Origin of the sequence: Acuticoccus sediminis (assembly GCF_003258595.1) — a bacterium.
Taxonomy (GTDB): Bacteria; Pseudomonadota; Alphaproteobacteria; order Rhizobiales; family Amorphaceae; genus Acuticoccus; species Acuticoccus sediminis.
On sequence record NZ_QHHQ01000003.1, the window covers coordinates 525,300 to 551,076 of the forward strand.

Here is a 25,777-nt window from a genome sequence, read left to right on the forward strand (position 1 = left end):
AGTCACCCGCCATTTAGTTGTCAGTCAGGGGCTCGCACACCATATGTGGTGTGTGGGGATGGTTCTGGAAGCCGGGGATAACCGCGTTCGTCCACAGGTGAGGACGCCGCCGCCTCTAGCCTCCGTTCCACCCTCCGGAGCACCTTCCAAGCCCGACAGCGGGCCCAGTTTGGTGAAGGACGAACGATGCGGATTGATCGACGCTACACGACGGACGGAAAGTCCCCTTACGACGGTATCGAGTTCAGGACCGCGGTCTCGGAAATCCGCAATCCGGACGGCTCGACTGTCTTCCGCCTCGACAACGTGATGGTGCCCGCCTCCTGGTCCCAGGTGGCGACGGACATCATCGCGCAGAAATATTTCCGCAAGGCCGGCGTGCCCGCCAGGCTCGCCCCGATGACCGAGGACGGCGTGCCCGAGTGGCTGAGCCGCAGGGTGCCCGACGAGACCGCCCTCGCCGGCCTCGCGAACGACGAGCAGACCGTCGGCGAGACGGACTCGCGCGCGGTCTTCGACCGCCTCGCCGGTGCCTGGACCTACTGGGGCTGGAAGTACAAGTACTTCGACACCGAGGGCGACGCCCGCGCCTTCTACGACGAGATCCGCTACATGCTGGCCACCCAGAAGGTGGCGCCGAACTCGCCGCAGTGGTTCAACACGGGCCTGCACTGGGCCTACGGCATCGACGGCCCCTCGCAGGGCCACTTCTACGTCGACCCGGCGACCGAGACGCTGGTCCGTTCGAACTCGGCCTACGAGCACCCGCAGCCGCACGCCTGCTTCATCCAGTCCGTGGCCGACGACCTCGTCAACGAGGGCGGCATCATGGACCTTTGGGTGCGTGAGGCGCGGCTCTTCAAGTACGGCTCCGGCACGGGCTCGAACTTCTCCTCCATCCGCGGCGAGGGCGAGAAGCTGGCCGGCGGCGGCAAGTCCTCCGGCCTCATGAGCTTCCTCAAGATCGGCGACCGTGCGGCGGGGGCCATCAAGTCCGGCGGCACCACGCGCCGGGCGGCGAAGATGTGCGTCGTCGACGTCGACCACCCGGACATCGAGGCCTACGTCGAGTGGAAGGTGAACGAGGAGCAGAAGGTCGCCGCGCTCGTCACCGGGTCGAAGATCGTCAAGAAGCACCTGACCGCCGTCATGAAGGCGTGCGTCAACTGCGAGGGCTCCGGTGACGATTGCTTCGCGCCGGAGAAGAACCCGGCCCTGAAGCGCGAGATCCGCGCCGCCAAGGCCGCGATGGTGCCGGAGAACTACATCCGCCGCGTCATCCAGTTCGCCAGGCAGGGCTACACGAAGATCGAGTTCCCGACCTTCGACACCGACTGGGACTCGGAGGCCTACCTCACCGTTTCCGGCCAGAACTCCAACAACTCCGTGCGCGTCACGGACGACTTCCTGCACGCGGTGAAGTCGGACCGCGACTGGGACCTCACCTGGCGCACCAACGGCAAGGTCGCCAAGACGCTGCCGGCGCGCGAGTTGTGGGAGAAGATCGGCTACGCGGCGTGGGCCTCGGCCGACCCCGGCATCCAGTTCCACACGACCATCAACGACTGGCACACGTGCCCGGCCGGCGGTGAGATCCGTGCGTCGAACCCGTGCTCGGAGTACATGTTCCTCGACGACACGGCCTGCAATCTCGCCTCCATCAACCTGCTGCAGTTCAAGGCGGACGACGGCGCCTTCGACACCGAGCTCTTCGAGCACGCGGTGAAGCTGTGGACCATGGTGCTGGAAATCTCGGTGACGATGGCACAGTTCCCGTCCGCCGAGATCGCGCAGCGCTCCTACGACTACCGCACGCTGGGCCTGGGTTTTGCCAACATCGGCGGCCTGCTGATGGTGTCGGGCATTCCCTACGACTCCTCCAAGGGCCGCGCGATCTGCGGTGCCATCACCGCCATCATGACGGGCGTCGCCTACGCGACCTCGGCGGAGATGGCGCGCGACCTCGGGCCGTTCCCGAAGTACGCGGCGAACCAGGACGCGATGCTGCGCGTCATCCGCAACCATCGCCGCGCCGCGCACGGCGAGGTCGGCGGCTACGAGAAGCTCGCCACCCGCCCGGTGCCGCTCGACAAGGCCGCATGCCCGGACGGCGCCCTCGTGGAGCGCGCCGAGGCCGCCTGGGACCGCGCCCTCGGCCTCGGCCAGAAGTACGGCTACCGCAACGCCCAGGCGACCGTCATCGCGCCCACCGGCACGATCGGCCTCGTGATGGACTGCGACACCACCGGGATCGAGCCCGACTTCGCGCTGGTGAAGTTCAAGAAGCTCGCCGGCGGCGGCTACTTCAAGATCATCAACCGCGCCGTGCCGCAGGCGCTCGAGGTGCTCGGCTACAACAAGGAGCAGCGTGACGAGATCGTCGCCTATGCGGTCGGCCACGGCACGCTTTCCGGCGCCCCGCACATCAACCCGGAGACGCTCGCCGAGCGCGGCTTCCCGGCCGAGGCGATCGCGGCCGTCGAGGACTCGCTGAAGTCCGCCTTCGACATCCGATTCGCCTTCAACAAGTGGACCATCGGCGAGAAGGTCCTGCGCGAGGTGCTCGGCAACGACGCCGACATCGACGACCCGTCCTTCGACGCGCTGGCCGCCCTCGGCTGGTCGAAGAAGGAGATCGACGCGGCGAACATCTACGTCGCCGGCGCGATGACGCTGGAAGGCGCGCCGTACCTCAAGGACCAGCACCTGCCGGTGTTCGACTGCGCCAACCCCTGCGGCCGTCTCGGCAAGCGCTACCTGTCGGTGGAGAGCCACATCCGCATGATGGCGGCCGCCCAGCCGTTCATCTCGGGCGCCATCTCCAAGACGATCAACATGCCGAACGACGCCTCGGTGTCGGACTGCATGGCGGCGTACGAGCTGTCCTGGCAACTCGCCATCAAGGCGAACGCTCTCTACCGTGACGGCTCGAAGCTCTCCCAGCCGCTGTCCGCGCAGCTCATCTCGGACGACGAGGACGAGATCGAGGAGATCCTCGAGGCGCCGGTCGCGGTCCGCGCCACGAAGGTCGCCGAGAAGCTGGTGGAGCGCGTCATCGAGCGCGAGGTGATCACCCGCAAGCGCGAGTCGATGCCCGACCGACGCAAGGGCTACACCCAGAAGGCCATCATCGGCGGCCACAAGGTGTACCTGCGCACCGGCGAGTTCGACGACGGGCGCCTCGGCGAGATCTTCATCGACATGCACAAGGAAGGCGCCGCCTTCCGTGCGATGATGAACAACTTCGCCATCGCCATCTCGCTCGGCCTCCAGTACGGCGTGCCGCTCGAGGAGTTCGTCGACGCCTTCACCTTCACCCGGTTCGAGCCCGCGGGCTTCGTCCAGGGCAACGAGGCGATCAAGAACGCCACCTCGATCCTCGACTACATCTTCCGCGAGCTGGCCATCTCCTACCTCGGCCGCAATGACCTGGCGCACGTCACGCCCGAGGACATCGGCGGTGCGACCGCCCTCGGCAACGGCGTCGCGGGCGACAAGCCGCAGCAGATGGTGAGCCGCGGCCTGGTGCGCGGTCAGCAGTTCCGCCTCATCCGCGCCGACGCGCCGGAGGCGAAGGCGGTGGACGTGATCGCCCACGCCCTGCACCGCGCCTCGCACCGTGGCGGCGCGCAGGCGGCGACGGCCCTGTCCCCGGTGGAGAGCCCCGCCTCCGAGAGCGAGCGCTCGCCCATCGACGAGATCCGCGCCGAGGTGGCCGCGCTTCTCGGTTCGGAGCCTGCCGAGACGGCCGTCGCCCCGGCCAGGCCGGCGGCCCCGTCCAGCAGCGAGCAGGCGATGATCGCCCGCCTCAAGGGCTTCGAGGGCGATCCGTGCGGCGAGTGCGGGAACTTCACCCTGGTGCGCAACGGCACCTGCCTGAAGTGCGACACCTGCGGCTCCACCTCGGGCTGCAGCTGAGCCGGAACCGGCAATCCCCGGCGGACCCTTCAAAGGTCCGCACCTTCCGCGAACGCAAAAATGCCCGGCGGCCTCCTCGGCCGCCGGGCATTTTCATTGCCGGCCCCTCCGGAGCCAACCCGATCCGCCTGACCGGGCCGGCTCCACGGGTCGAGCGCCCGCGATCAGCGCTCGGGGAAGACCGGGCGGCGCTCGGTCCGCGCCAGGGCCGCCTGTAACGCCTCGATATCGCGCTCCCGCGCATCGAGCCGCGCCTGCAGCCGCTCCACGCGGTCGCGCATCGGGCCACCGTCCTCGCGGCGGTCGCGGATCCGCTGCATGATCGCCTCGAACCGCGCGATCTCGGATTCCCGCTGGGTCAGCGTCTCGCGCGTTTCGGCGAGCATGCCCTCCAGCGTGCCGACCCGATCGTTGCGGGCGGAGATGCGGCTCTGCAGCTCATGGAGCTGATCGGCCCGCTCCCGCGCCAGGTTTCGTGCATCGTCCCGCTCGGCGGTGCGCTCCGCCAGGGTCGCGGCGAGACCATCGCTGCGATCGCGCAGCGTCTTCGCCTCCTGCTGCAGGACACCGACGCGGTCACGCAGACGCTCCGCCGCCTGACGGTCCGCGTCGGCCTGATGAAGCGCACGCCCGCGCTCGGCCTCCGCCGCCGACAACGCGGCCTCGAGGCGCTCGATATGCTCGCGCTGGGTGCGGAACCGGTCGCGCACCTCGGGCCGGCCGGGACGGTTGTCCAGCCGCGCTTCGAGGCGGCGGATCTCGGTCGCCTGCGCCTGACGCTCGGCGCGAAGCTGCTCGTTCTGCCGCTTCAGCCGGTCGAGCTCACGCTCCATCTCCTGCCACCGGCCGCCCCAGGATGGACCGCCGTTCTGGGCGATCTGGATCGGCCGCGCCTCGGCCCCTGACCAGTTCCGCGTATCGGCCTGGGCGGCGGTGATCGGCATGGCGATCAGCGCGGCAACTGCTGCATAGGTCCATCGGCGCATCATGTTTCTCCCCGTTTGTGGCTCCCACTATCAACGGGTGCGACTGAATGGCGTTCGAATGGTCCCTTTAGCTGACGTTCATGCAATGGGTTCGCCGTCCCCCCGCCGTTCCCGGTGGCGCAGCCGCGTCGGAAACGGCGCGACCGTCACCTGTTCGGCGTCCGCGCCCTCCATGGCGCCGATCCGCCGCCCGTACCGGCGCGCCAGCGGCGAGGCGCTGACACCGTGGGCGAGGATGCTCATGAGCACCGTGAGGTAGGCCACCGTGACGATATCGCCCAGTCCCGGCAGCGCCGGATACCCCTCGCTGATGATCAGCACATAGAGGATCGACGCGAGGCCGCGCGGCCCGAACCACCCGATGAAGAGCACCGTGACGGGCACCAGCCTCGTCCCGATGAGGCTGATCGCCACCGGCACCATCCGGATCACGGTCAGCGACAGCGCGGCGTAGAGGACGTGCGCGGCGGTGAGATGGCCGAGCGCCGTCGGCAGCAGGACCGCGCCGAAAATGAGGAAGACCACGAGGTTGAGGAGCTGACCCTCCGTCTCGCCGAAGTCCTCCACCGCGTCGAGCAGCGTGCGCGAGCGCGTACCGACCACCATGCCGGCGACGAACGCGGCGATGAAGCCGTTGCCGCCGATCACCTCGGCCGTCCCGAACGCGAGCACCGCGAGACAGAGCACGGAGATCTGCACGAAGACGCGGTTCATGTCGCCGCGCCGCACCGCCCACTCCACGCATGCCGAGCCGACGGCGCCGATCACCACGCCCGCGAGCGGCCCGAGGGCGATCTGAGCGGCCACGAAGAATGCCCACGAGGCCACACCGCGCGTCGCCTCCTCCTCGGCGGCGAGCGACAGGACGATGAGGAGGATCGGGAAGGCGAGCCCGTCGTTCAGTCCGCTCTCGACATTGAGCGCCTGGCGCACGCGCACGGGGATGACGGGGTTGCTGACCACCGCCTGCCCGAGCGCCGCATCCGTCGGTGACAGGATCACCCCGAGGATCGCCGCCGGCCAGATCCCGAGGTCCGGAAACAGCACCATCGCGGCGGCGGTGCCTGCCACCATCGTCAGCGGCAGGCCGATCCCCAGCAGCCGCAGCGGCACGTCGTGCTGGGCGCCAAGGCGCGAGACGTCGATCCGCGCCGCGTCCGTGAAGAGGACGAGGACCAGCGTGATCTCCGCCAGGCCGTGCATGAAGCCGCCCTGGACGGAGAGGCGCACCACGTCGAGCATCGCCGCGCCGGTGACGAGGCCGAAGGCGGTGAACACCATCGGTCCCGTCAGGCTCCCCCGCTCGCCCCATTGCGAGAAGAGGCCGTAGAGGAACACCCCGAGGGCGACGATCAGGAGGTCGGGGATTTCCAAAACCCGCGTCCGCATCTTGGCCCGGACCGGCCGGGCGAGGTTCGCCCTTACGCTAGCGGCCCGCCCGCCAGGTGGACAAGGCCGACAAGCCGCCCGGCGCCCGGGAGACGCCCACGAAAAAGGGCGGCCGGAGCCGCCCCTCGATCGTCCCGTGCCGCGCGCCCGGGGCGCCCGCCGGTCAGTTCGGCAGGTTGAGGCGGATGTGCAGCTCGCGGAGCTGCGCCGGCGTCACCTCGGACGGGGCGCCCATCATCAGGTCCTCGGCCCGCTGGTTCATCGGGAACAGCGTCACGTCGCGCAGGTTCTCACGGCCGCACAGCAGCATGACGATGCGGTCGATGCCCGGCGCGATGCCGCCGTGCGGAGGCGCGCCGTACTGCAGCGCCGAGAGCATGCCGCCGAACTTGTCGTGCAGCACCTGCTCGTCGTAGCCGGCGATGGCGAACGCCTTCTTCATGATCTCCGGCTTGTGGTTCCGGATCGCACCCGACGACAGCTCGATGCCGTTGCACACGATGTCGTACTGGAACGCGTCGATCGTGAGCGGGTCCTTGGTCTCCAGCGCCTCGAGGCCGCCCTGCGGCATCGAGAACGGGTTGTGGGAGAAGTCGACCTTCTTGTTGTCCTCGTCCCACTCGAACATCGGGAAGTCGACGATCCAGCAGAACGCGAACTGGTCCTCGTTCATGAACGTGCCGCCCGAGAGCTCCTGCAGGTCGCGGCCGACCTTGAGGCGCGCCTGACCGGCGAACTGGACGAACTGGTCCGGCTTGCCGGCGACGAAGAACACCGCGTCGCCTTCCTTCAGGCCGAGCTGCTTGCGCATCGACTCGGTGCGCTCCGGCCCGATGTTCTTCGCGATGGGGCCGGCGGCCTCCGTCTCGCCGCCGCCCTCGGGGATACGCCAGAAGATGTAGCCGAGGCCCTTCTGCCCCTCCGACTGCGCCCAGGAGTTCATCCGGTCGCAGAAGGAGCGCGAGCCGCCACCCGGCGCGGGGATCGCCCACACCCGCACCTTCGGGTCCGACGCGATCATGCCGGCGAAGACCTTGAAGCCCGAGCCGTCGAAGTGCTCGGTGACGTCGGCCATCTCGATCGGGTTGCGGAGGTCCGGCTTGTCCGAGCCGTACTTCGCCATCGAGTCCTTGTACTTGATGCGCGGGAAGGTCGGCGTGACCGGCTTGCCCTCGGCGAACTCCTCGAACAGGCCGCGCAGCACCGGCTCCACCGCCTGGAACACGTCCTCCTGCTCGACGAAGCTCATCTCCACGTCGAGCTGGTAGAACTCGCCCGGCGAGCGGTCGGCGCGCGCGTCCTCGTCACGGAAGCACGGCGCGATCTGGAAGTACCGGTCGAAGCCGGCGATCATGCAGAGCTGCTTGAACTGCTGCGGTGCCTGCGGCAGCGCGTAGAACTTGCCCGGGTGCAGGCGCGACGGCACGAGAAAGTCGCGCGCCCCTTCCGGCGAGGAAGCCGTCAGGATCGGCGTCTGGAACTCGGTGAAGCCCTGCTCCACCATCCGCCGGCGGATCGACGAGATGATCCTGGAACGCTTCACGATATCGTTGTGGATCGTCTCGCGGCGCAGGTCCAGGAAGCGGTACTTGAGGCGGATCTCCTCCGGATAGTCCGGCTCGCCGAAGATCGGCAGCGGCAGCTCGGGCGCGGTCGAGAGAACCTCGATGTCGCGCGCGAACACCTCGACCTCGCCGGTCGGCAGCTTCGCGTTCACGAGGTCGGCGGCGCGCTGCTTCACCTCGCCGTCGATCTTGATCACCCACTCGGCGCGAACGGTCTCGCCGGTCTTGAAGGCGGACGAATCCGGGTCGATCACCACCTGGGTGATGCCGTAGTGGTCGCGCAGGTCGATGAAGATGATGCCGCCGTGGTCGCGCACACGGTGCACCCAACCGGACAGGCGCACATTCGAGCCGGCATCACCGGCGCGAAGGTCGGCGCACGTGTGGGAGCGATAGCGGTGCATGATGGGGCCTTTTGCAGGATCTGTATGGCCCGGCATTTCCGGGGTTGCAGCCCGCCTGTCAACCCGCCGGATCGAGACGCACCCCCTCGCACCCGCCTCTTGCAAGGCTCGCCGGGTCCTCGCGGCGTTGCCGCCCGGGCGTCCGCGCTCCTGTCGAGCGCACGCGGAACCGGTCGCGCGCGGGAGCCTGGGAACGGAGCGCCCGCGCGGCCTCTCCCGATCGGCCGTGATAGTCCCCGGCCACTCGCCGCCGCGGCCGGCGTCCGCGCGCCGCCCCCTGCACGTTCGCGCCCGACGCGATAGTCTCAAGCGGCGGGAATCGGTGCGAGGAGTGTCAGATGGAAACCGATAGGGCGCCGATCATCGTCACCCTGCAGTTCGACGAGCCCGCCGCCACCTTCTTCGAGACGCAGCGCCGCACGTACTTTCCCGCCGCGATCAACCGCGTCCCGGCGCACCTCACCCTGTTCCACGCCCTCCCCGGCGCCGAGGAGGACCCGGTGATGCGCGCCATCGGCACGGTCGCGGCGCGTCCCCGCTTCCCCGTCGCGGTCGAAGGGCTCCTGTCGCTCGGGCGCGGCGTCGCCTACCGCCTCTCCTCCGCGCCGCTCGTCGCGCTCCGGAGCGATCTCGCGAAGCGCTTCGACCCGTGGCTGACCCGGCAGGACCGCGAGGCCTTCCGCCCCCATGTCACGGTGCAGAACAAGGTGACCCCCGAGACGGCCCGCGCGACGCGTGCCGAGCTGGAACGCACCTTCACGCCCTTCACGGCGACCGCAGAGGGTCTGCAGCTCTGGCACTATCGCGGCGGTCCGTGGGCGCCGCTCGCCGCCGTCGCCTTCGGGCGGCGCTGAGTTATCCTGTCAGTCGTCGCGCGACGCGTCGGCCACGATGTCGGCGAAGATTTCGTCGAGGCTCGCGGCCAGTTCCTCGAGCTCGCCGCCGCCGTCGGCCATGTACGGCGCGAACACCGTCGTCGGGGTGGCGTAGGCGAGCGTCGCCGTTCCGTCCGGCTCCTCCATCACCATGATGCGGATCGGCGCCTCGATCATCGCCGCCGGCACGAGTTCGATGATCGACACCGCATAGTCGTTCCGGAACACGCCCACGACGCGGTTGCCCGGGATCGTCGCGCCCCGCTGGGCCGCCACCTCCGTCGGCCCCGCCTCCGTGACGACCGCCATCTTGTTGGCCTTCACGGCCTCCTTGAGGTCGTTGAGAAGCGTCGCGTAGTCCTTGTCGGTCTCGACCACGTACCACCCGTCGGGCGAGCCGAGCACGCTGTCCGCCGTCGCCGGCGCCGTCAGCGGCGCCAACGCCGCGATACCCAGACATCCCGCCAATACAATGGTTTGGAACTTCATCGCCAACCTCCTGCGGAACGAGGACCCCGGTCCTCGGTGGCCCGGATTGTGGCCCGGCGCGGCGACCGGCCGAAATGCACAGTTGCGCGAGGGCGGAGAATGGTCTGAATAGTTGACATGGCACGCATTGCCGCTGGACCCCCAACGCACCATGTCGCGGGGAACCACCGCCGCTGCAGACCGGACGGCGGCGCGAAGAGGGACACATGACCAAACCCATCGATCTATACTACTGGCCGACCCCGAACGGCTACAAAGTCTCGATCTACCTCGAAGAGGTCGGCGCCCCCTACAACACCATCTACGTCAACATCGGCGCCGGCGACCAGTTCAAGCCGGACTTCCTCGCCATCTCGCCGAACAACCGGATGCCCGCGATCGTCGACCACGACGGCCCCGGCGGCAAGGAGATCTCGGTCTTCGAGTCCGGTGCGATCCTTCTCTACCTTGGGCGCAAGTTCGGCCAGTTCTATCCCACCGACGACGAGCGCAAGCGCGTCGAGGTCGAGGAGTGGCTCATGTGGCAGATGGGCGGGTTCGGCCCGATGCTCGGCCAGAACCACCACTTCAACGTCTACGCCCCCGAAGACCTGCCCTACGCCAAGAAGCGCTATACGGACGAGACGCACCGCCTCTACGGCGTGCTCAACAAGCGTCTCCAGGGCCGCGAGTTCATCGCCGGCGACTACTCCATCGCCGACATGGCCTGCGTCGGCTGGGCCAACGGCTGGGAGCGCCAGCAGATGGACATCGAGGAGTTCCCGAACGTGAAGCGCTGGCTCGCCGCCGTGAAGGCCCGCCCGGCCGTGCAGCGAGGGATGGCACTCGGCCAGGAGGCCCGCGCCAACTGGAATCTCGCCAGCGACAAGAACGCCCAGTCGGTCCTGTTCGGCCAGCGCGCACAGTAGGCGCCACCGGGAGGCCGGCGGAGGCCGCTCCCTCGGCCGCGAGGGGGACGCTCCCCCTCGCGCTCGATCCGTCACACGGCCCGACGTCCGGAAGCAGTTCGCGAAACGACGGTCGGCGCGCCGCTCAGCCCTGCGGGCGCTTCAGCTGAAGACCGGAGCGCTTGCAGGAGGCGACAAGCTCGCCCTTCTGGTTGTACGCCCGGTGCAGGAACGTCACGATGCCCTGGTTCGGACGCGACTTGCTCTCCCGCAGCTCGATGACCTCCGTCTCCACGCGGATCGTGTCGCCATGGAACAGCGGCTTGGGGAAACGCACCTCGTCCCAGCCGAGGTTGGCGACAGCGGTGCCGAGGGTCGTGTCGCCCACCGAGATCCCCACCATCAGCCCCAGCGTGAAGCACGAATTGACGATGCGCTGTCCGAACTCGGTCTCCGTCCGGCAGTATTCCTCGTCCAGATGCAGCAGCGCCGGATTGTGCGTCAGCGCGGTGAAGAAGACGTTGTCCGCCTCCGTGATGGTGCGCTTCAGCGGGTGGTGGAACACCTGCCCCACGGTGAGCTCATCGAAATAGACGCCAGCCATATGGTTCCTCCTGTCGGCCGACGTCGTACCTGAGCCGTCGCCCGGAGCAAGCACTCCCGCGTCATAACCCTATCCCTTCGGGACCCGCAGCCGCGCGAGCGCATAGGGCTTCAGGACGAGCGGCGTCGCGACCGGCGCCTCGGCCAGCGGCTCGGCACGACGGCACGCCGTGGCGAAACTCGCTTCGTCCAGCACGAAGCCGGACAGCGGCGCCGCGACCTCCGGCAGCGCGACGGTGACGGTCTCGCCCGTGAGGTTGACGAGGACCAGCCCGATGGCGTTCCCCTCGTCCACGGCGAGCGCCTTGACCGCGGACGGACGGTCGCTCCGCGCCTTCAGCACCGGACGGCCGGCGAGGGACGCGCCGAGGGCCGCGACGTGCCAGCTCGGCATCACCGCCGCGTCCGCCTCGTCGAAATAGGGCCGCGCGCCCTCGCTCGGCACGTTGACGATCCCCGAGGGGCCCGCCACCGCCGCCAGCGTCACCGCGTCCACGCCGCCCCTCGCCGCCTCCGCGAGGTATCCCGCATACCAGGCGGCGCCGAGGAGGGAGCGGTCGCGCGGGTCGACGCGGTTCATCGCCTGCCGCACATTGCGCGGGTTTTCCACCGGGACGTCGCCATAGGGGTTCATCCGCATCGACACCGCGACGGGGTAGATCCAGTAGGGCGTCTCCCCCTTGAAGGCGCGAACGCTGGCGAAGACCGACGGCAGCGTCTCGAGCGTCTCCATCAGGCTCTCGTCGTCCCCGGCGTGGACGATCGGCGCCCCGGAGTGGCCGACGAAGTCGAAGAGCCCGCGTGGCGGCCGCTTGCGGTTGAGCTCCGTGAAGTAGGCGAACATGCCGCCGCCGACCGGCACGCCCGGAAAGGCCTTCCTCGCCGCCTCCGCGAGCCGCTCCCAGCCGGGTGCCGGCGGGTAGACCGCTCCGGGCGTCGTCGACTTCAGGTCGCACGACGGCGTGACGGCGACGCGCTCGAAGGTGTAGCCCTTCGCCGCCGCGGCGATGGTGCTCATGTCGCGCTCCAGCACGGCGGGATCGTCCATCGGGCGACCGGTCCGGTCGAGGCACGGCACCACCGCCTCCAGTACGAGAGGCGCGCCGACGGCGCGGCCGAGCGCGGCATACTCGGCGACGGTCGCCCGATCGTGCCCGGCGCGCGGGTCGAAGTGACAGACCAGGAAGCCCGGCGCGGCCCGGGCGAGCAGATGCGCGCGCACCCGGGCCGCCCCCACCCACTGCGCCGGGACCGCCAGACCGAGGCGCGGCATCCGCGACCCGGACGGGCCGCCGATCGACGCCGTGACCGGCCCGCCCCCTGCCGCCGCTGCCGGACCGGGACGGCCGTCCACCGTGAGCGTGACGCTCTGCGCGAAGGGTTCGCCCCGCGCCATCGTGTACGGCCACGGCTTGGCGAGGGGGCGGATATAGGTCTTGAAGGAGGCGTCCAGCCAGTTCCGGTGGTCCTCCATCTCGTACGCGTCCCCCTCCATCCGGCACGTCACCGAGACACCCGGCAGAACCTCGTGCCTCACCGAGCGGATATCCTGGAACGGACAGGCCGGATCGATCTCCACCGGGAAGCGGCTCTCCGTCACGCTACCGTCCGTGTGCTCGATCGTGACCGGCTCGCCGACCACGCCGTTCAACGGGTGGAGCACCACGAAGCCAGTACGCGCCGTGACGAAGTCGGTCTCGGGCTCCCCATCGGCGGTGAAGGACAGGCTGCCATCCGCCCGCCCCTCGATCCTTGCGCGATAGGCCAGCGACTGCGCCGCATCCCCGATCCGCGCCCTGTAGGTGACGGTGAAGCCGTCCGGCCGCTCGTCCACGGCTAGGTCCTCGACGGCCGCGTCGAAGGTGCCCCAGCTCCGGTCGCGCGACAGGAACGCCACCGCACGGATCGCCTCGACACCGCCGATGCGGATGCCGCGCAGGTTCCCTCCGTCGAGCCGCGCCTCCAGGACACCAGCCCTGAGGGTCCGCATGGGCGCGACGGGCTCGTCGGTGCCGAACCGCGCGATGGCGGGGGACACCTCCACGGTGGCGTCGATCATCAGGGGCTCCATTGTCGACGGATCTTCGTGGGGATTGGGCGCCGCCGGTGTGGCGACGCGGTGCGCGGCGGGACCGTCAGGGCCGGGCGCCCCCGGCGAAGGCGGCGAGGCGCTCGCGGAATGACGGACTGTCGAGCACCGGCCGGTTGACCACGCCCTCAGGCGCCTTCCCGGCGGCGAGCGCCTTCATCGCCGCGACGTCGGCCGCACCGTTCCCGGCGAAGCACTCGTCCGTCCAGCAGAGCGCGTGGGGGGCCGTGATCACGTTGTCCAGCCGGAACAGCGGCTCGTCCGCCGGCGCCGGCTCGATCTCGAAGACGTCGAGGCCCGCGCCTGCGATGACCCCGCCCTCCAGCGCCTCGTAAAGCGCGCGCTGGTCGACGATCGGGCCACGGGCGGTGTTGATCAGGAACGCGCCCGGTTTCATCAGCGCCAACCGCTCGGCGTTGACGAGATGCCGCGTCGCCTCCGACAGCGGGATCGAGACGGAAAGGACGTCGGACCGGCGGAAGACGTCCTCCAGGCCGACCAGCTCGACGCCCAGTCGACTGGCCTCCTCGGGATCCGCATAGGGGTCGTGGGCAATGAACCTCATGTCGAACGGGGCCGCGAGGCGGAATACCTCCGCGCCGATGTTGCCGAGCCCGAGCTGGCCCAGCGTCTTGCCCACGAGGCCCGTCCCCATATGGTCGACCCGCGCGGCCCAGCCCTCGGGCCCGCCCCGCGCAAGGCGATCCTTGATGAGAAGCTTCTGAGTGAGCGCCAGCATGAAGGTGATCACCGACACCGCCACCGGCCGCCGCACTCCTGACGGCGTGATGACGACGGCGATCCCCGCCTCGGTGCAGGCCGAGACGTCCACGTTGTCGTAGCCGACGCCGAACCGGGCGACCGCCATCAGCGAACCGGACGATGGGATCGACCGCGCCAGGAAGCGCGGCGCGAGGAGGATCAGCCCGTGGCAGCCCTCGAGCGCCGCCGCTGGCATCACCCCGTCCACCGGCTCGACCCAGACCATCTCGATGCCGGGGTCGGTCAGCAGCGGGGTCAGGTCGAAGTCGGGGAAGGTCGGCGAGCCGTCCGGATTGCGGAAGTCGCCGGACAGCGCGACCCGCAGCCGGGGCATCAGCGCCCGCTCCCCGAGCGTATGGCGTTCACCGCAGCGCTCAACGCCTGGGTGAACATCCACACGTCGCCGGAATAGCAGATCATGTCGAAGCCCGCCTTGTGCAGCGCGACCGCCTCCTCCACCGACGGGACCAGCCGGCCCGTCGCCTTGCCGTACGTGCGCGCGGCGCGGGTGGTGCGGGCGATGGCGGCCTTGAAGGTCTCGTGCTCGAACTCGCCGGGAATGCCGAGGGAGGCGGACAGGTCGAAGTGCCCAACCCAGAGGCAGTCCACCCCCGGCGTCGCGGCGATGTCCTCGACGTTCTCGATCCCCTCAGCCGTCTCGATCTGCGCGAAGACGGTGGTGCGCACGTTGGCGGCGACCAGCTTCTCCAGCACCGCGCCCCCGCGGTACCCGTCATGCGCGATGCCGAGGGCGACGCCGCGCCGCCCGTCGGGCGCGTACTTCACCGCGTCGACGATCGCGGCCGCCTCGGCGCCGGAATTCACCATCGGGATCATGATACCCTCCGCGCCCATGTCGAGCACGCGGGCGATGTGGTGGGTGTCCTTCGACGGCGAGCGCACGATCATCGGCAGGCGCGCCGCCTCCATGTACCGCACGGCGCTCTTCACAGTCTCGAGCGAGAAGCCCGAGTGCTCCATGTCGAAAAGCACGAAGTCACATCCGGCATTCTTCATGAGATGCCCGATGCCCGGCGTGGCGAATTCGACGATAAAGTGCCCGACCGCGAGACCGCCGCGGGTCATTTCCTTGAGCGAGCGTTCCCTCAACGCTGCCCTCCCTCTGTTTCCGGCTCTTGTTTATTGTGTGACCGGTGATATTCCGAAGATATTATACCAGTATACCAATCCTCACAAGCGCAGCACTGCGGGCGCAGGGTTCAGCTTCGGTGGACGTAGAGCGCGTCGGAACGGTCGAGGTGGGCGCGCATCGCCTCCACGGCACCGTCGGCGTCCCCCGCCTCGATGAGATCGACGATCCGGGCGTGCTCGGCGAGCGTGACGTCCTCGTTGCCGGACCAGTGCAGCAGCGAATGGTGGTACTCGAAGAGCCAGCGCAGCATGGCATCGCTCACCGTGACGATGATCGGATTCCCGGTGAGCGCGGCGATGCGCACGTGGAAGCGCATGTCGACCGCCACGAACGCCGGCGCGTCCCCGAGGTGGCTCGCCTGCTCGCCGACGAGGCTGCGCAGGTCGGCGACGTCCTCGGCCGTCGCATTGCGCGCGGCGATGCCGACGACGCCGGTCTCGAACAGCCGGCGCGCCTCCTTGAGGTAGTCGAGGTTGGACGGCTCGGTGGAGAGCAGCAGCCGCGCCACCTCGTTCATCTGCTCGACCGCAAGGTCGGTGGAGAGGACGTTGACGCGGCTCCGCTCGCCATGGGCGATGGTGATGAGGCCCTTGTTCTGGAGCGACTGCAGCGCCTCGCGGATCGCCGGACGGCCGACGCCGAAGCGCTCCATCAGGTCGCGCTCGGAGGGGAGCACGTCGCCGGGCTTCAGCTCGCTGCCGATCATCGCGTGCAACCGCTCGAAGACCTGATCGGACAGCTTTCGACGGACGATGCGATCCGAGGCCGGCTCATCTCCCAAGCGTCGGTTCACCGGCTTACTCCCTTGATGTGCCTCGGCCCGGCATCGGCCTATCCGACGCGCCCCGCCGCTCGCGTCATACGACCCGTGCTCGCGACGAAGAAGTCTTTTGCACCCATCTGTCCCCCCTTGAGCGCGAGTTCGAGCCCGTCGAACTCCGGCGCATCGGCGTAGGTGCGGCAGAGCGGAGCCCCCGGCGCGAGCGGCGCGAGGGCGGAGAGCGCCGTGACGCCCAGCTCCGACGTCGCGTAGCCCGAGGTGTCGCCGCCGCTGATGACGGCACGCGTGAGGCCATGCGCGGCGACGAGCTCGCGCACGATCCGCCCCAGCCCGCGCCCGATTCGCGCCGACGCCTCCGCGCGGTCTGTCCCGGTCTCGGCGAGAGCCGCGTTGAAGCGCGCCACGGCGGGGTCGTCCGGCCCCCGCGCGGTGACGACGAGGGGGATGCGTCCGGCGCCGATCGCCGCCGACGCGGCATCGCACGCCGCGTCGAGCGCGCATTCCCAGCGCGCGGGGTCGACGGTCGCGGCGACGTCGAGCGGCTCGATATGGAACCCGTTCGCCTCGGCGTGGGCGATCTGGCCCGCGGTCGTCGGCGACACCGAGCCCGACACCGCGATCATCCGCTCTACCGGTGCGACGGGGGCGGTCGCCCCGGCCGGCGGCAGCAGGCCGGCCGCTCGCCAGTGGGCGATCAGCGCATATTCGACGCCCTGGCTGCCGGCCGCGAAGAGGCCGTGCGCCCTCGCCTCCTGCCACATCGCCTCCCCGACCGCCGCCAGCGTCTCCTCGTCGACGACGTCGAGCGAGACGATCCGCGATCCGGCCTCCCGCGCCGCCTCGAGCGCGGCCCCGCCCCGGCCCGCCTTGAGCGAGACGAGGTCGACGAGGCCGACGGGCCAGTCCGTCTGTGCGGCGAGGTGGCGGGCGAGGTCCGCCTCGTGCATCGGCGTCGCGGGATGGCGCGACATCACCGGATGCCGGTCGAGGCGGAAGATGCCGTCGCCGAACGCGGCGAAGAGGTTGCCGAACGCCTGCCAGCGCCCGATCGCCGGCGCGGCCGTCACGAGCGGCACGACCCGCGGGCCGAACGCCGCGGCGCCCAGCTCGATGGCACGGCCGATAGAGCCGGTCCCGGCGGCGGAGTCGAACGTGGAGCAGACCTTGTAGTGGTTCACCGGCGCGCCGAGCGCCTTCAGCGCGGCAAACGCCTCCGGGAGGTTCGCGTCCATCCACGCCGGCCCCATCGACCGCGCGGTGCTCGCAACGCCGATGCCGCGATAGTCGGCGAACCGTTCGAGGTGGGCCGGGTCCGGCGGTTTCAGGAACATGACGGTGGGCAGACCCGCGAAGGTCATCACCTCCATCACCGCGGACGAGCCTGTGAAGTCGTCGCCGTAGAAGGTCAGGACGCGGTGCGGGAGGTTCGCCATCGCGTCACGCCTTCAGGGTCATCGCGCCGGCGAGCGCGGGATCGGTGGCGGCCGCATCGGCGAGGGGACGACCGGCAATCGCCGCCTCCCACGCGTGCCGCAGCGCCTGGACGCCGGCCGCCGGCCCGTCCGGATGCGCCAGGATCCCGCCGCCGGAGCAGTGGATGAGGTCCGCCGTCCCCAGCGCCTCGTAGGTGCCCGCCGCCTGCCACACCGTCTGACCGGAGGAGAACACCGGCATCACCGTCATCGGCGCGCCGTCGACGAGCGGCTCGGCGCACGACCGGGCCGCCGCGATGACACTCCCGTCCTCCTCGGCGAATTTGTTGGCGAGGCCGTTGACGTGCATGTGGTCCGCCCCGGCGAGCCGCCAGAGCGCCGACCACGCGGGGAACGACCAGCCGAGCGAGGGATGGCGTGACAGGTACCCCCACCCGTTGCGGTGCGCATGGATCGGCAGCGCGGAGTGGCGCCGCAACTCCACCATGCCGACGATCCCGACCGAGTTGAGGCTCGCCATCACGCACGTCCCGCCCGCGGCGAGGACGTGGTCGTGCCGGCGGCGCATCTCGTCGAGGTCGCCGGTGAGGTTGAAGGCGACCATCACCTTCCGGCCGGTCCTGTCGGCATGGGCGTCGACGGCCCGCATGACGGCGTCGACGCGCGCCTCGAACGGGCAGGTCGGGCCGGCGGACTGCAGCTCGTCGTCCTTCACGAAGTCGATCCCCGCGGCGCAGAGCGTGTCCACGAGGTCCGCCGTCTGGGCGGGATCGAAGCCGATGGAGGGCTTGATGATGGTGCCGATCAGCGGTCCGGCCTCCACCCCCGCGAGCCGCCGCGTCCCGCCGACCCCGAAGGCGGGGCCGGGATAGGCCTCGGCGAAGGCGGGCGGCAGCCGCAGCGCCTCGAGGCGGAGCCCCGCCACCTGCCGCAGCTCGAAGAGATTGCCCGCGACCGTCGCGACGAGGTTCGGCAGCGACGGGCCGATGTTGTCGAGCGGCCAGGACAGCGTGACACGGGCGCGCGAGGCCCGGCGCGCAGGGTCGACGCCCGCGCTGGGAACCGACTGCGGCAGGTCCGTCGCCATCACCTCGCAGGAGACGACACGGGCCGCCGAGCGGGCCTTCAGCTCGGCGCTCTCGCCGGGGACGGAGACGAACGTGCCGCTCGACTGCTCGCCCGCCATTGTCTCGGCGACCCTGGCCGGGTCGGCGGTGGTCTCCAGAATATAGTCGGCCTCGAAGCGGTCTTCGGGAGTGGTCACGGTCTATGGCTCCACGCGCGTCATCGGTCCTTCGGCGGAACGGTACACCGCCTGGACCAGCGCGAACGTCTTGAGGTTGTCGGTCCCCGAAGTCTCGGGCAGGCGCCCTTCGGCGAGGCACCGGGCGGCATCCCGCTGGAAGGCGAGGACGCTCTCCTGGATGAGGTGCGCCGGTGCCGCCGCCCAGTCGAGGGGACGGGGCGCAACGTCCCGCACCGTCGTCCCGCCGTCCCTGCGGTGGACCGTCAGGCGATAGTCGGCGTCGAGGCGCAGCGTGCCCTCGCTGCCGTCCACCTCCACCAGCGTCTGCGGGAAACGCTCGTGCGGCAGCGCGGTGGCGTAGGAGCAGTCGACGACGGAGGTGACGCCGTTCGCGTGCCCCATCAGGACGGTGGCGACGTCCTCGGCGCGGATCGCCGGGTTCACCCGCTTCGTCGTCGCCGACAGATGAGCCACCTCGCCGAACAGGAACCGCGCGATGTCGAGGATATGGATGCCGAGGTCCTCGACGATGAAGCGCTCGTCCGTCGCGAGGTAGGGCTGGCGGGCATAGACGTCGAAGGCCGAGCGGAAGGAGCAGCGGCCGAAGAAAGGTGTGCCGACCGCCCCCTCCTGCATCGCCGCCTTCACCGCGCGGATGGGCGTCTGCCAGCGGAAGTTCTCGTGGATGGCGAAAGGAACGCCCGCGGCCGCGCAGGCCGCCACCATCGCCTCGGCGTCCGCCATCGTCCGGGCGATGGGCTTCTGGCAGATGATCGCGATGCCGCCGTGGGACGCCACCGCCTCCACCAATGCGCGGTGCGTGCGTGGCCCGGTGGCGATGTCGACGAAATCGAGCGCCTCCGCCGCCAGCATCGCCTCCAGCGAGGTGTAGGTCCGGCCAATGCTGAACGTCTGCGATGCGGCGGCGAGCCGTGCCGGGTCGGTGTCGCACAGGGCGACGATCGCCGCGTCCGGCACCTGTCGCCAGGCGTGGAGGTGGTTCTCGGCGAAGTAGCCGCAGCCGATGAGCGCGCCCTTCAGCATCAGCCGAGCGCCGCCTGGCGCTGCAGGGCGGCGCGCTGCTGCAGGCGCTGCTGGAACTGGTCGACGACCACGGCCGCGATGATGACGACGCCCTTGATCACCGTCTGCCAGAACGACGAGACGCCCATCATCACGAGCCCGTCCGAGAGGATGCCGATGACGAAGGCGCCGACGATGGTCCCGGCAATCCGCCCGCGCCCGCCCGACATCGACGTGCCGCCGAGGACCGCGGCCGCGATGGCGTTGAGCTCGAACGTCTCGCCCGTCGCAGGGTGCGCGGCAACGAGCTGGGACGAGATGACGATGCCGACGATCGCCGCGCAGAAGCCCGAGAACATGTAGACGAAGAGCTTGACTCGATCGACCTTCACGCCCGACAGCGCGGCGGCCCGCTCGTTGCCGCCGACCGCGTAGATGTGCCGCCCGAGGGGCGTGCGCTGGGCGATGTACGCCGCGAGGCAGCCGACGACGATGAGCATCCAGATGGAGAACGGGATCCCCAGGATGTTGCCCGAGCCGATCCACGGATAGGACGCGGTCCCGTACGCCTCCTTGCCCGAGAGGTTCGGGAAGGTGCCGCCGTCCGACGACAGCAGTGCCAGCCCCCGCGCCACGTAGAGCGTGCCGAGCGTCGCGATGAACGGCGCCACGTTGAGCTTGGTGATCAGCAGCCCGTTGACGAGACCGACGAGGATGCCGACGCCGAGCGTGATGAGGACGATCTCGTAGGTGTTGAAGAACACCGTGTAGCCGACCGGGCCGAGGTCGATCCCGTTCAGCACGAGGTAGCCCGCCACCATCCCGCAGAGCCCCACGATGGAGCCGACCGAAAGGTCGATGCCGCCGGTGATGATGACGAACGTCATGCCGATGGCGAGGAACGCGTTCAGCGCCACATGCTCGGACATGATGACGAGGTTGGCCGGCGACAGGAAGTTCGGCGCGGCGAACGAGAAGAAGACGATGACCGCGATCAGCGCGATGAACGTCCGCCCCTTGAGGAGCAGCATGCCGATGCTGACGTTCCGGCCGGCGCCCGCCGCCTCCATGGTCCCGGTCGTCATGCGGCGTTCTCCTCGATCGGTGCGTGGTGGGGACCGTGGCCGACGGAGGACAGGCGCACGATGGTCGGCTCGTCGGCCTCGGCGATGGACAGCTCGCCGGTGATCCTGCCGTTGGACATGACGATGATGCGGTCGGACAGCTCCATCACCTCCTGCAGGTCGGAGGTGACGAAGAGGATGCCGAGCCCCTCCGCCGCAAGCTCGCGCATCACGCGGAAGACCTCGGCCTTGGCGCCGATGTCGATGCCGCGCGACGGCTCGTCCATGAGGAGGACCTTCGGCCCCGTCATCAGCGCCTTGCCGATGACGACCTTCTGCTGGTTCCCGCCCGACAGCGACGATACCGGGTTGGCGACGTCCGCCACCTTCACCGCGAGCCGGCGCACGTAGTCGGCGATGGTGCGCTTCTCCGCCCCGACGTCGAGGTGGAAGAGGCGCACGAAGCGGTTGAGACTCGACAGGCTCATGTTCTCCGAGACGGGGAGGATCTGGACGAGCCCCTCCGCCTTGCGGTCCTCGGGGATGAGCGCGATACCCGCCTCGATCCGGCCGTGGATGGAGCGTCCCGAGATGTCCTTTCCGGCGAGAACGACCTTCCCGGTGGCCGCATGCTCGCGGCCCATGATGCAGTCGAAGAGCTCGGACCGGCCGGCGCCCATGAGGCCGTAGATCCCGACGATCTCGCCCGCCCTGAGCGTCAGCGAGACGTGGTCGACCTTGTAGCCTCCGCCCCGGCGCGGCAGGGTCATGCCGTCGACGTCGAGGACGGTGCCGCCGAACGCGTGCTGGACCGTCTTGGCGAAGTCCTTGGAGCGGGCGCCGATCATGGCGCGCACGATCCAGTCGACGTCGACCTCGGCCATCGGCCGGCTGCCGGTGACCTTGCCGTCGCGCAGCACCGTGATCCAGTCGCCGACCCGCACCAGCTCCTCGAGGCGGTGCGAGATGTAGACGATGGCCGTCCCCGCGGCCTTCAGCTCGCCGATGACGCGGAAAAGGATCTCCACCTCCGCAGCCGACAGCGCCGACGTCGGCTCGTCCATGATGATGACGCGCGCGTCCTGGGAAAGCACCTTGGCGATCTCGACGATCTGCTGCTCGCCGATGCGCAGGTCCGCGACCGGCATGTCGGGCGGGTTGTCGTGCTCGAGCCTCGCCATCAGTGCGGCCGCCATCTCCCGCTGGCGGCGGGCGTCGATGTCGATTCCCGCACGCGTCTTCTCGCGGCCGATGAAGATGTTCTCGGCGATCGAGAGGTTCGGGAAGAGGTTCAGCTCCTGGAAGACGATGCCGATGCCGTGCCGGGCGGCGTCCGCCGGGCTGTCGAACTGGACCGGAGTGCCGTCGACCAGCACCTCGCCCTCGGTCGGCTTCTCCACCCCGGCGATGATCTTCATCAGGGTCGACTTGCCCGCCCCGTTCTCGCCGACCAGCACATTGACCATGCCGCGGCGCACGTCGAAGTCCACGTGGTCCAGCGCCCGTGTGCCCGGATAGACCTTGCTCGCCCCGCGCACCGAGACGACGATGTCCCCCGCCTCGCTCACGACGCCGCCTCGATGCCGATCTCGACCGGCGTCACGAGCAGCGTCTCCCCGGCCTTGCGCACGGTGACGGCGCCGATGGCGTGCACGGTGCTGCCGACGAGCGCGTCGCGTGGCAGGTCGGCCAGCACGGTATCGTAGGCTTCGGTGTTGAGGGCCTTGGCGACCTGGGCGAATTCGATCTGGTTCTCGAAGTCGGTGAAGGAGATGAACGGCAGGACGTCGCGGATCGCGGTGCCGCGGATCACCGGGCCGAGCTGCAGCGTGACGTCCGCCGCCCCGTCGCCGTCGGTGTCGACGCCGGCGGTCGCGGCGCGCGACTCGGTGTTGGCCTCGACGATCTTGCCGTCGACGACCACCGCGTAGCTGAAGGGCGTACCCTCCCCGCCCTCGCGGTAGCCGTACTGCGCGCCGGCGTCCTCGAGGCCCCTGGCGAGCGCCGCGGCGACGGTGGCGACGGGGACCGCCTTATCACGCATGTGCGGCAGGACCTTGCCGGACCAGTCGTCGAGCGACGCCGTCTTCGCCTGGCGCGCGGTCGCGGCGGCCTCGGCGGCGGCGGTCAGCTCGGCCGTCTCCACGAACTTGCAGCCGGTGAGCCCCAGCGCCAGCAGCAGCGCAAGGCCTGTTCGTCGCACGCTCCGATCCATGGCGTCCGTCCCTCTCGACATTCGGGCTTGGGGTATCGCGTCGCTGGCCCGCCGGCCGGATCGTCGGGACCCGGCCGGCGGGCGCAGGCTCAGTCGCCGAGCGCGAAGGTCTCGAGCTTGTCCGCGTTCTCCTCGTTGATGAGGACGAGATCCATGAGCTGCTTCTCGGGCTGGCCGGTCTCGCCGTCGGCGAGGTACTTGTGCGCCTGCTCCACGGCCATCTCGGCCTGACGGTAGGCCGGCTGCAGCACCGTCGCCTTGATGCCGCCCGCGAGGATGGAGTCGCGCACGTCGTTGGAGCCGTCGAAGCCCACCACGATCACGTCGTCCCGGCCCGCCTGCTGGAGCGCGGCCCAGGCGCCCATCGCCATCGTGTCGTTGCCGGAAATGACGCCCTTGATGTCCGGGTGGGCCTGCAGGATCGTCTGCATCTTCTGGAACGCTTCCGGCTGGCTCCAGTTGGCCGACTCCTGCGCGACCATCTCGAGGTCCGGATACTGGTCGATGATGTCGTGGTAGCCCGCCGAGCGGATGCCCGCGTTGGTGTCGGACTCCTTGCCGACGAGTTCGGCGAACTTGCCCGCCTCGCCCATCAGCCGCACGAACTCCTCGCCGCCGAGCTGCGCGCCCTGGTAGTTGTTGGAGACGATCTGCGAGACCGCGATACCGCTCTCGTTGATCTCGCGGTCGATCAGGAACGACGGGATCCCCGCCTCCTTCGCCTTCTTCACCGGCGCCACGGACGCATCCGCGCCGGCATTGTCGAGGACGATCGCGACCGCGCCACGGGCGATCGCCGTGTCGAAGAGCTGGTTCTGCTTGTTCGGGTCGTCATCGTGGACGAGGACGAGCGGCTCGTAGCCGAGCTCCTCGGCCTTGGAGGCGGCCCCCTCCGCCTCGGCCTTGAAGAACGGGTTGTCGTGGCTGGGCGTGATGATCGCGATGATGCCCTCGGCCGAGGCCGTGGCGGGGATGGCGAAGGCTGCCGCCGCGGCGAATGCCGCCGACAGAAGCGTGGTGCTGAAACGCATGGTTCCTCCCTGTGGTGTTCGTTCATCGCCGTCGGCTTGTCGAGCGCCGCCGGTCGTGCCGCGTCAGCTTGTGGTGGGCGTCAGGTGATCCGGCGGATGCTCTCCATGATCTCGTCCGGCTCGAAGACCTTCTTCCAGTCGGGCTGCATCAGGACGGGCATCGCGTTCTCGATCGCCTTGTTGCAGGCGTCGGAGAACACGCCCTCGACCTCCTCGAAGATCACCGCTCCGAGGACGTTCATGTGGCCGAGCAGGAAGTCCCGCGCGGCCTCCTTGTCGACGCCGCGGGCGACGACCTCGTCCATCGCCTGCCGCATCGCCAGCAGCAGCGTGGCGGCGACGGTCTCCGAGAGGCCCGGTTCCAGCAGCGCCATCTGCTCCACCGTCACGCGGTGGGAGCGCAGGATGGGCTTCCAGATCGTCTTCGCGATGGCCTCGCCGACGGCGTAATGCTCCTCCGGCCCCTGCATCAGCGCGTTGACGATCGACTGCTTCGCCGCGATGCCGCCGAAATGGTCCCGCAGCGCGTCGATGTCCGGCTCGTCGCCGAAGATCGGCGGATGGCACGGGTGCGTGACGAAATAGGAAATGTCCGCCCGCTCGGGAAGGTGGCCGGCGTGCGGGGCCGCGGCGTCGAGGCAGATGACGACGGTGCCCGGGTCGAGCTTCGGCACGAGCGGCCCGGCGACCTTGCCGATCAGAGTGTCCGGCACGGCGAGGACGACGGCGCCGGCGCCTTTGACGGCGGTATCGAGGTCGACGCAGTCGGCGCCGATGGCGTCCTTGAGGCGCTTCCGGCCGACGTCCGACACCTCGACGTACGCGACGTCATAACCGGAGCCGACGAGGTTGTTGGCGAGCCTCACGCCCATTTTTCCGCCGGCGCCGAGGAGAGCAAGCTTCATTCGTTTCCTCCCAGATCTGACGGACCCTCGCGCCGGGACATCATCTTGTCAACTGGTATGATGAGATGATCAATAACGTCCCGGACGTGCGAACGCGCCGCGCCTCCGCACCGGGACGGAGCTGCCGGCCGGGAGGGTGCGGGGTCAGCTGTCGGGGGCGAAGTCCGCCGTGCAGCGCAGGCCCGACGGGATCTTCTCGCCGGGGTTCGGCAACGTGATGCGCACGCCGAAGGTGCCGCTCGCCGGGTCGAACACCTGGTCGACCACGTCGACCTTGCCGACGTAGCTGCCGCCGACCGGCTCGATCGGATGGATCGTCACCGGGTCGCCGACCTTGACCGACGCGAAGAGGCGGATCGGCGCGAAGACCTCGATCCGCAGCGGGTCGATCCGCGCGATCCTGGCGATGTTGGCCTGCTCGTGCGCGTATTCGCCCGCCTGCAGCAGCCGTTCCAGCACGACGCCGGCGATCGGGCTCTTCACCGCCCGGCGCTCCAGCACCGTCTCCGCCCGCTTCAGCTCCACCTGCGCCATGGCGAGCTGCCGCTCGGTCGAGGAATGCTCGATCTCGCGCACCTCCCGCAGCATCTGCGCCTCCTCGAGGGTCGCCTGGGGGACGGTGCGTCGCTCGAACAGGGTCTGGGTGCGCTCGAGCGTGCGCGTCTGGTTGAGGAGGCGCGATGCCGACGCGCGCACCGAGCTGTCGTCCTCCGCCTTCTCCTTCGCCATCTCGACGGCGATGCGCTCGAGCTGGGAGTCGAGCCTGGCCACCACGTCGCCAGCGTCCACCCGGTCGCCGCGGTCGACGACCATCTCGTCGATCACCCCTTCCACCGGGGTCGCGAGCTCGATGACGAGGTCGGGCTCGATGAGGCACTCCAGCGTCTCCGCCCGTGCGCCGGAGGCGATCAGGCAGATCACCGCCACGGTCAAACAGCGCTGCAACATGGCCATCCCTT

Annotated in this window: 21 protein-coding genes; 3 read left to right on the forward strand and 18 right to left on the reverse strand. The window is 69.6% G+C overall.

Annotation, left to right across the window (positions count from 1 at the left end):
• Positions 1–186 precede the first annotated feature (186 nt).
• On the forward strand, positions 187–3,918 hold the full coding sequence (locus tag DLJ53_RS16750; protein ID WP_111347326.1) for a vitamin B12-dependent ribonucleotide reductase: 3,732 nt from the start codon (positions 187–189) through the stop codon (positions 3,916–3,918).
• 164 nt (positions 3,919–4,082) lie between these two features.
• Here DLJ53_RS16750 and DLJ53_RS16755 read toward each other — a convergent pair whose 3' ends face one another.
• The 3 genes from DLJ53_RS16755 to aspS all read right to left on the reverse strand — a co-directional run bounded on the left by DLJ53_RS16755 (position 4,083) and on the right by aspS (position 8,262).
• Positions 4,083–4,907, reverse strand: coding sequence for a coiled-coil domain-containing protein (locus DLJ53_RS16755; RefSeq protein ID WP_111347327.1), 825 nt, complete (start codon positions 4,905–4,907; stop codon positions 4,083–4,085).
• A 75-nt stretch (positions 4,908–4,982) separates the two neighbouring features.
• Positions 4,983–6,278, reverse strand: coding sequence for a cation:proton antiporter (locus DLJ53_RS16760; protein ID WP_162409277.1), 1,296 nt, complete (start codon positions 6,276–6,278; stop codon positions 4,983–4,985).
• A 178-nt stretch (positions 6,279–6,456) separates the two neighbouring features.
• The gene (aspS, locus tag DLJ53_RS16765) at positions 6,457–8,262 is read right to left on the reverse strand and encodes an aspartate--tRNA ligase (RefSeq protein WP_111347330.1); all 1,806 of its coding nucleotides are present in this window, start codon (positions 8,260–8,262) and stop codon (positions 6,457–6,459) included.
• 338 nt (positions 8,263–8,600) lie between these two features.
• On the opposite strand from aspS, the gene DLJ53_RS16770 reads away from it, so the two are divergent.
• Entirely contained in the window at positions 8,601–9,116 is a 516-nt protein-coding gene (locus tag DLJ53_RS16770) for a 2'-5' RNA ligase family protein (protein ID WP_111347332.1), read from the forward strand.
• Positions 9,117–9,125: 9 nt separating this feature from the next.
• Here the strand turns inward: DLJ53_RS16770 and DLJ53_RS16775 are convergent, their stop codons facing one another.
• A complete protein-coding gene (locus DLJ53_RS16775; protein WP_111347333.1) occupies positions 9,126–9,626 on the reverse strand; it encodes a DUF302 domain-containing protein in 501 nt (166 codons plus the stop codon).
• 206 nt (positions 9,627–9,832) lie between these two features.
• On the opposite strand from DLJ53_RS16775, the gene DLJ53_RS16780 reads away from it, so the two are divergent.
• On the forward strand, positions 9,833–10,534 hold the full coding sequence (locus DLJ53_RS16780) for a glutathione S-transferase N-terminal domain-containing protein (protein WP_111347335.1): 702 nt from the start codon (positions 9,833–9,835) through the stop codon (positions 10,532–10,534).
• A 124-nt stretch (positions 10,535–10,658) separates the two neighbouring features.
• On the opposite strand, the gene DLJ53_RS16785 is transcribed toward DLJ53_RS16780, so the two are convergent.
• The 14 genes from DLJ53_RS16785 to DLJ53_RS16850 form a co-directional block, all read right to left on the reverse strand.
• A complete protein-coding gene (locus DLJ53_RS16785) occupies positions 10,659–11,117 on the reverse strand; it encodes a MaoC family dehydratase (protein ID WP_111347336.1) in 459 nt (152 codons plus the stop codon).
• Positions 11,118–11,186: 69 nt separating this feature from the next.
• Entirely contained in the window at positions 11,187–13,175 is a 1,989-nt protein-coding gene (locus DLJ53_RS16790) for a D-apionate lactonase family protein (protein WP_146619987.1), read from the reverse strand.
• Positions 13,176–13,251: 76 nt separating this feature from the next.
• A complete protein-coding gene (locus DLJ53_RS16795; protein ID WP_111347340.1) occupies positions 13,252–14,301 on the reverse strand; it encodes an NAD(P)-dependent oxidoreductase in 1,050 nt (349 codons plus the stop codon).
• Complete coding sequence (locus DLJ53_RS16800; RefSeq protein WP_111347341.1) at positions 14,301–15,077, reverse strand: HpcH/HpaI aldolase family protein; 777 nt, start codon at positions 15,075–15,077, stop codon at positions 14,301–14,303. The genes DLJ53_RS16795 and DLJ53_RS16800 overlap by 1 nt, the downstream gene beginning before the upstream one ends.
• A gap of 110 nt (positions 15,078–15,187) precedes the next feature.
• The gene (gene nanR / locus DLJ53_RS16805) at positions 15,188–15,913 is read right to left on the reverse strand and encodes a transcriptional regulator NanR (protein ID WP_226578089.1); all 726 of its coding nucleotides are present in this window, start codon (positions 15,911–15,913) and stop codon (positions 15,188–15,190) included.
• Between the two features lie 38 nt (positions 15,914–15,951).
• Complete coding sequence (locus DLJ53_RS16810) at positions 15,952–17,334, reverse strand: four-carbon acid sugar kinase family protein (RefSeq protein WP_111347345.1); 1,383 nt, start codon at positions 17,332–17,334, stop codon at positions 15,952–15,954.
• A gap of 4 nt (positions 17,335–17,338) precedes the next feature.
• On the reverse strand, positions 17,339–18,520 hold the full coding sequence (locus DLJ53_RS16815; protein WP_111347856.1) for a ribulose-bisphosphate carboxylase large subunit family protein: 1,182 nt from the start codon (positions 18,518–18,520) through the stop codon (positions 17,339–17,341).
• A gap of 81 nt (positions 18,521–18,601) precedes the next feature.
• Positions 18,602–19,624, reverse strand: a complete 1,023-nt coding sequence (locus tag DLJ53_RS16820; protein ID WP_111347346.1) for a Gfo/Idh/MocA family protein — start codon at positions 19,622–19,624, stop codon at positions 18,602–18,604.
• Entirely contained in the window at positions 19,624–20,688 is a 1,065-nt protein-coding gene (locus DLJ53_RS16825) for an ABC transporter permease (protein WP_162409279.1), read from the reverse strand. Before DLJ53_RS16825 ends, DLJ53_RS16820 begins: the two co-directional genes overlap by 1 nt.
• Entirely contained in the window at positions 20,685–22,235 is a 1,551-nt protein-coding gene (locus tag DLJ53_RS16830; protein WP_111347348.1) for a sugar ABC transporter ATP-binding protein, read from the reverse strand. Before DLJ53_RS16830 ends, DLJ53_RS16825 begins: the two co-directional genes overlap by 4 nt.
• Positions 22,232–22,870: a DUF2291 family protein gene (locus tag DLJ53_RS16835; RefSeq protein ID WP_162409281.1), complete on the reverse strand. Its 639-nt coding sequence runs from the start codon at positions 22,868–22,870 to the stop codon at positions 22,232–22,234. Before DLJ53_RS16835 ends, DLJ53_RS16830 begins: the two co-directional genes overlap by 4 nt.
• Positions 22,871–22,971: 101 nt before the next feature.
• Entirely contained in the window at positions 22,972–23,913 is a 942-nt protein-coding gene (locus DLJ53_RS16840) for a D-ribose ABC transporter substrate-binding protein (RefSeq protein ID WP_111347351.1), read from the reverse strand.
• 80 nt (positions 23,914–23,993) lie between these two features.
• On the reverse strand, positions 23,994–24,818 hold the full coding sequence (locus DLJ53_RS16845) for a phosphogluconate dehydrogenase C-terminal domain-containing protein (protein ID WP_111347353.1): 825 nt from the start codon (positions 24,816–24,818) through the stop codon (positions 23,994–23,996).
• 144 nt (positions 24,819–24,962) lie between these two features.
• Positions 24,963–25,772: an efflux RND transporter periplasmic adaptor subunit gene (locus tag DLJ53_RS16850; protein WP_162409283.1), complete on the reverse strand. Its 810-nt coding sequence runs from the start codon at positions 25,770–25,772 to the stop codon at positions 24,963–24,965.
• Between the last annotated feature and the right edge of the window lie 5 nt (positions 25,773–25,777).

What these genes read in the sequence shown, in the direction of transcription:
- aspS (WP_111347330.1), bottom strand. Translation starts at nt 8,262, where the DNA reads ATGCACCGCTATCGCTCCCACACGTGCGCCGACCTTCGCGCCGGTGAT.
- DLJ53_RS16815 (WP_111347856.1), bottom strand. Translation starts at nt 18,520, where the DNA reads ATGGCGGGCGAGCAGTCGAGCGGCACGTTCGTCTCCGTCCCCGGCGAG.
- DLJ53_RS16785 (WP_111347336.1), bottom strand. Translation starts at nt 11,117, where the DNA reads ATGGCTGGCGTCTATTTCGATGAGCTCACCGTGGGGCAGGTGTTCCAC.
- DLJ53_RS16790 (WP_146619987.1), bottom strand. Translation starts at nt 13,175, where the DNA reads ATGATCGACGCCACCGTGGAGGTGTCCCCCGCCATCGCGCGGTTCGGC.
- DLJ53_RS16750 (WP_111347326.1), top strand. Translation starts at nt 187, where the DNA reads ATGCGGATTGATCGACGCTACACGACGGACGGAAAGTCCCCTTACGAC.
- DLJ53_RS16755 (WP_111347327.1), bottom strand. Translation starts at nt 4,907, where the DNA reads ATGATGCGCCGATGGACCTATGCAGCAGTTGCCGCGCTGATCGCCATG.
- DLJ53_RS16825 (WP_162409279.1), bottom strand. Translation starts at nt 20,688, where the DNA reads ATGACGACCGGGACCATGGAGGCGGCGGGCGCCGGCCGGAACGTCAGC.
- DLJ53_RS16845 (WP_111347353.1), bottom strand. Translation starts at nt 24,818, where the DNA reads ATGAAGCTTGCTCTCCTCGGCGCCGGCGGAAAAATGGGCGTGAGGCTC.
- DLJ53_RS16820 (WP_111347346.1), bottom strand. Translation starts at nt 19,624, where the DNA reads ATGCTGAAGGGCGCGCTCATCGGCTGCGGCTACTTCGCCGAGAACCAC.
- DLJ53_RS16770 (WP_111347332.1), top strand. Translation starts at nt 8,601, where the DNA reads ATGGAAACCGATAGGGCGCCGATCATCGTCACCCTGCAGTTCGACGAG.
- DLJ53_RS16810 (WP_111347345.1), bottom strand. Translation starts at nt 17,334, where the DNA reads ATGGCGAACCTCCCGCACCGCGTCCTGACCTTCTACGGCGACGACTTC.
- DLJ53_RS16840 (WP_111347351.1), bottom strand. Translation starts at nt 23,913, where the DNA reads ATGCGTTTCAGCACCACGCTTCTGTCGGCGGCATTCGCCGCGGCGGCA.
- DLJ53_RS16795 (WP_111347340.1), bottom strand. Translation starts at nt 14,301, where the DNA reads ATGCCCCGGCTGCGGGTCGCGCTGTCCGGCGACTTCCGCAATCCGGAC.
- DLJ53_RS16775 (WP_111347333.1), bottom strand. Translation starts at nt 9,626, where the DNA reads ATGAAGTTCCAAACCATTGTATTGGCGGGATGTCTGGGTATCGCGGCG.
- DLJ53_RS16780 (WP_111347335.1), top strand. Translation starts at nt 9,833, where the DNA reads ATGACCAAACCCATCGATCTATACTACTGGCCGACCCCGAACGGCTAC.
- DLJ53_RS16850 (WP_162409283.1), bottom strand. Translation starts at nt 25,772, where the DNA reads ATGGCCATGTTGCAGCGCTGTTTGACCGTGGCGGTGATCTGCCTGATC.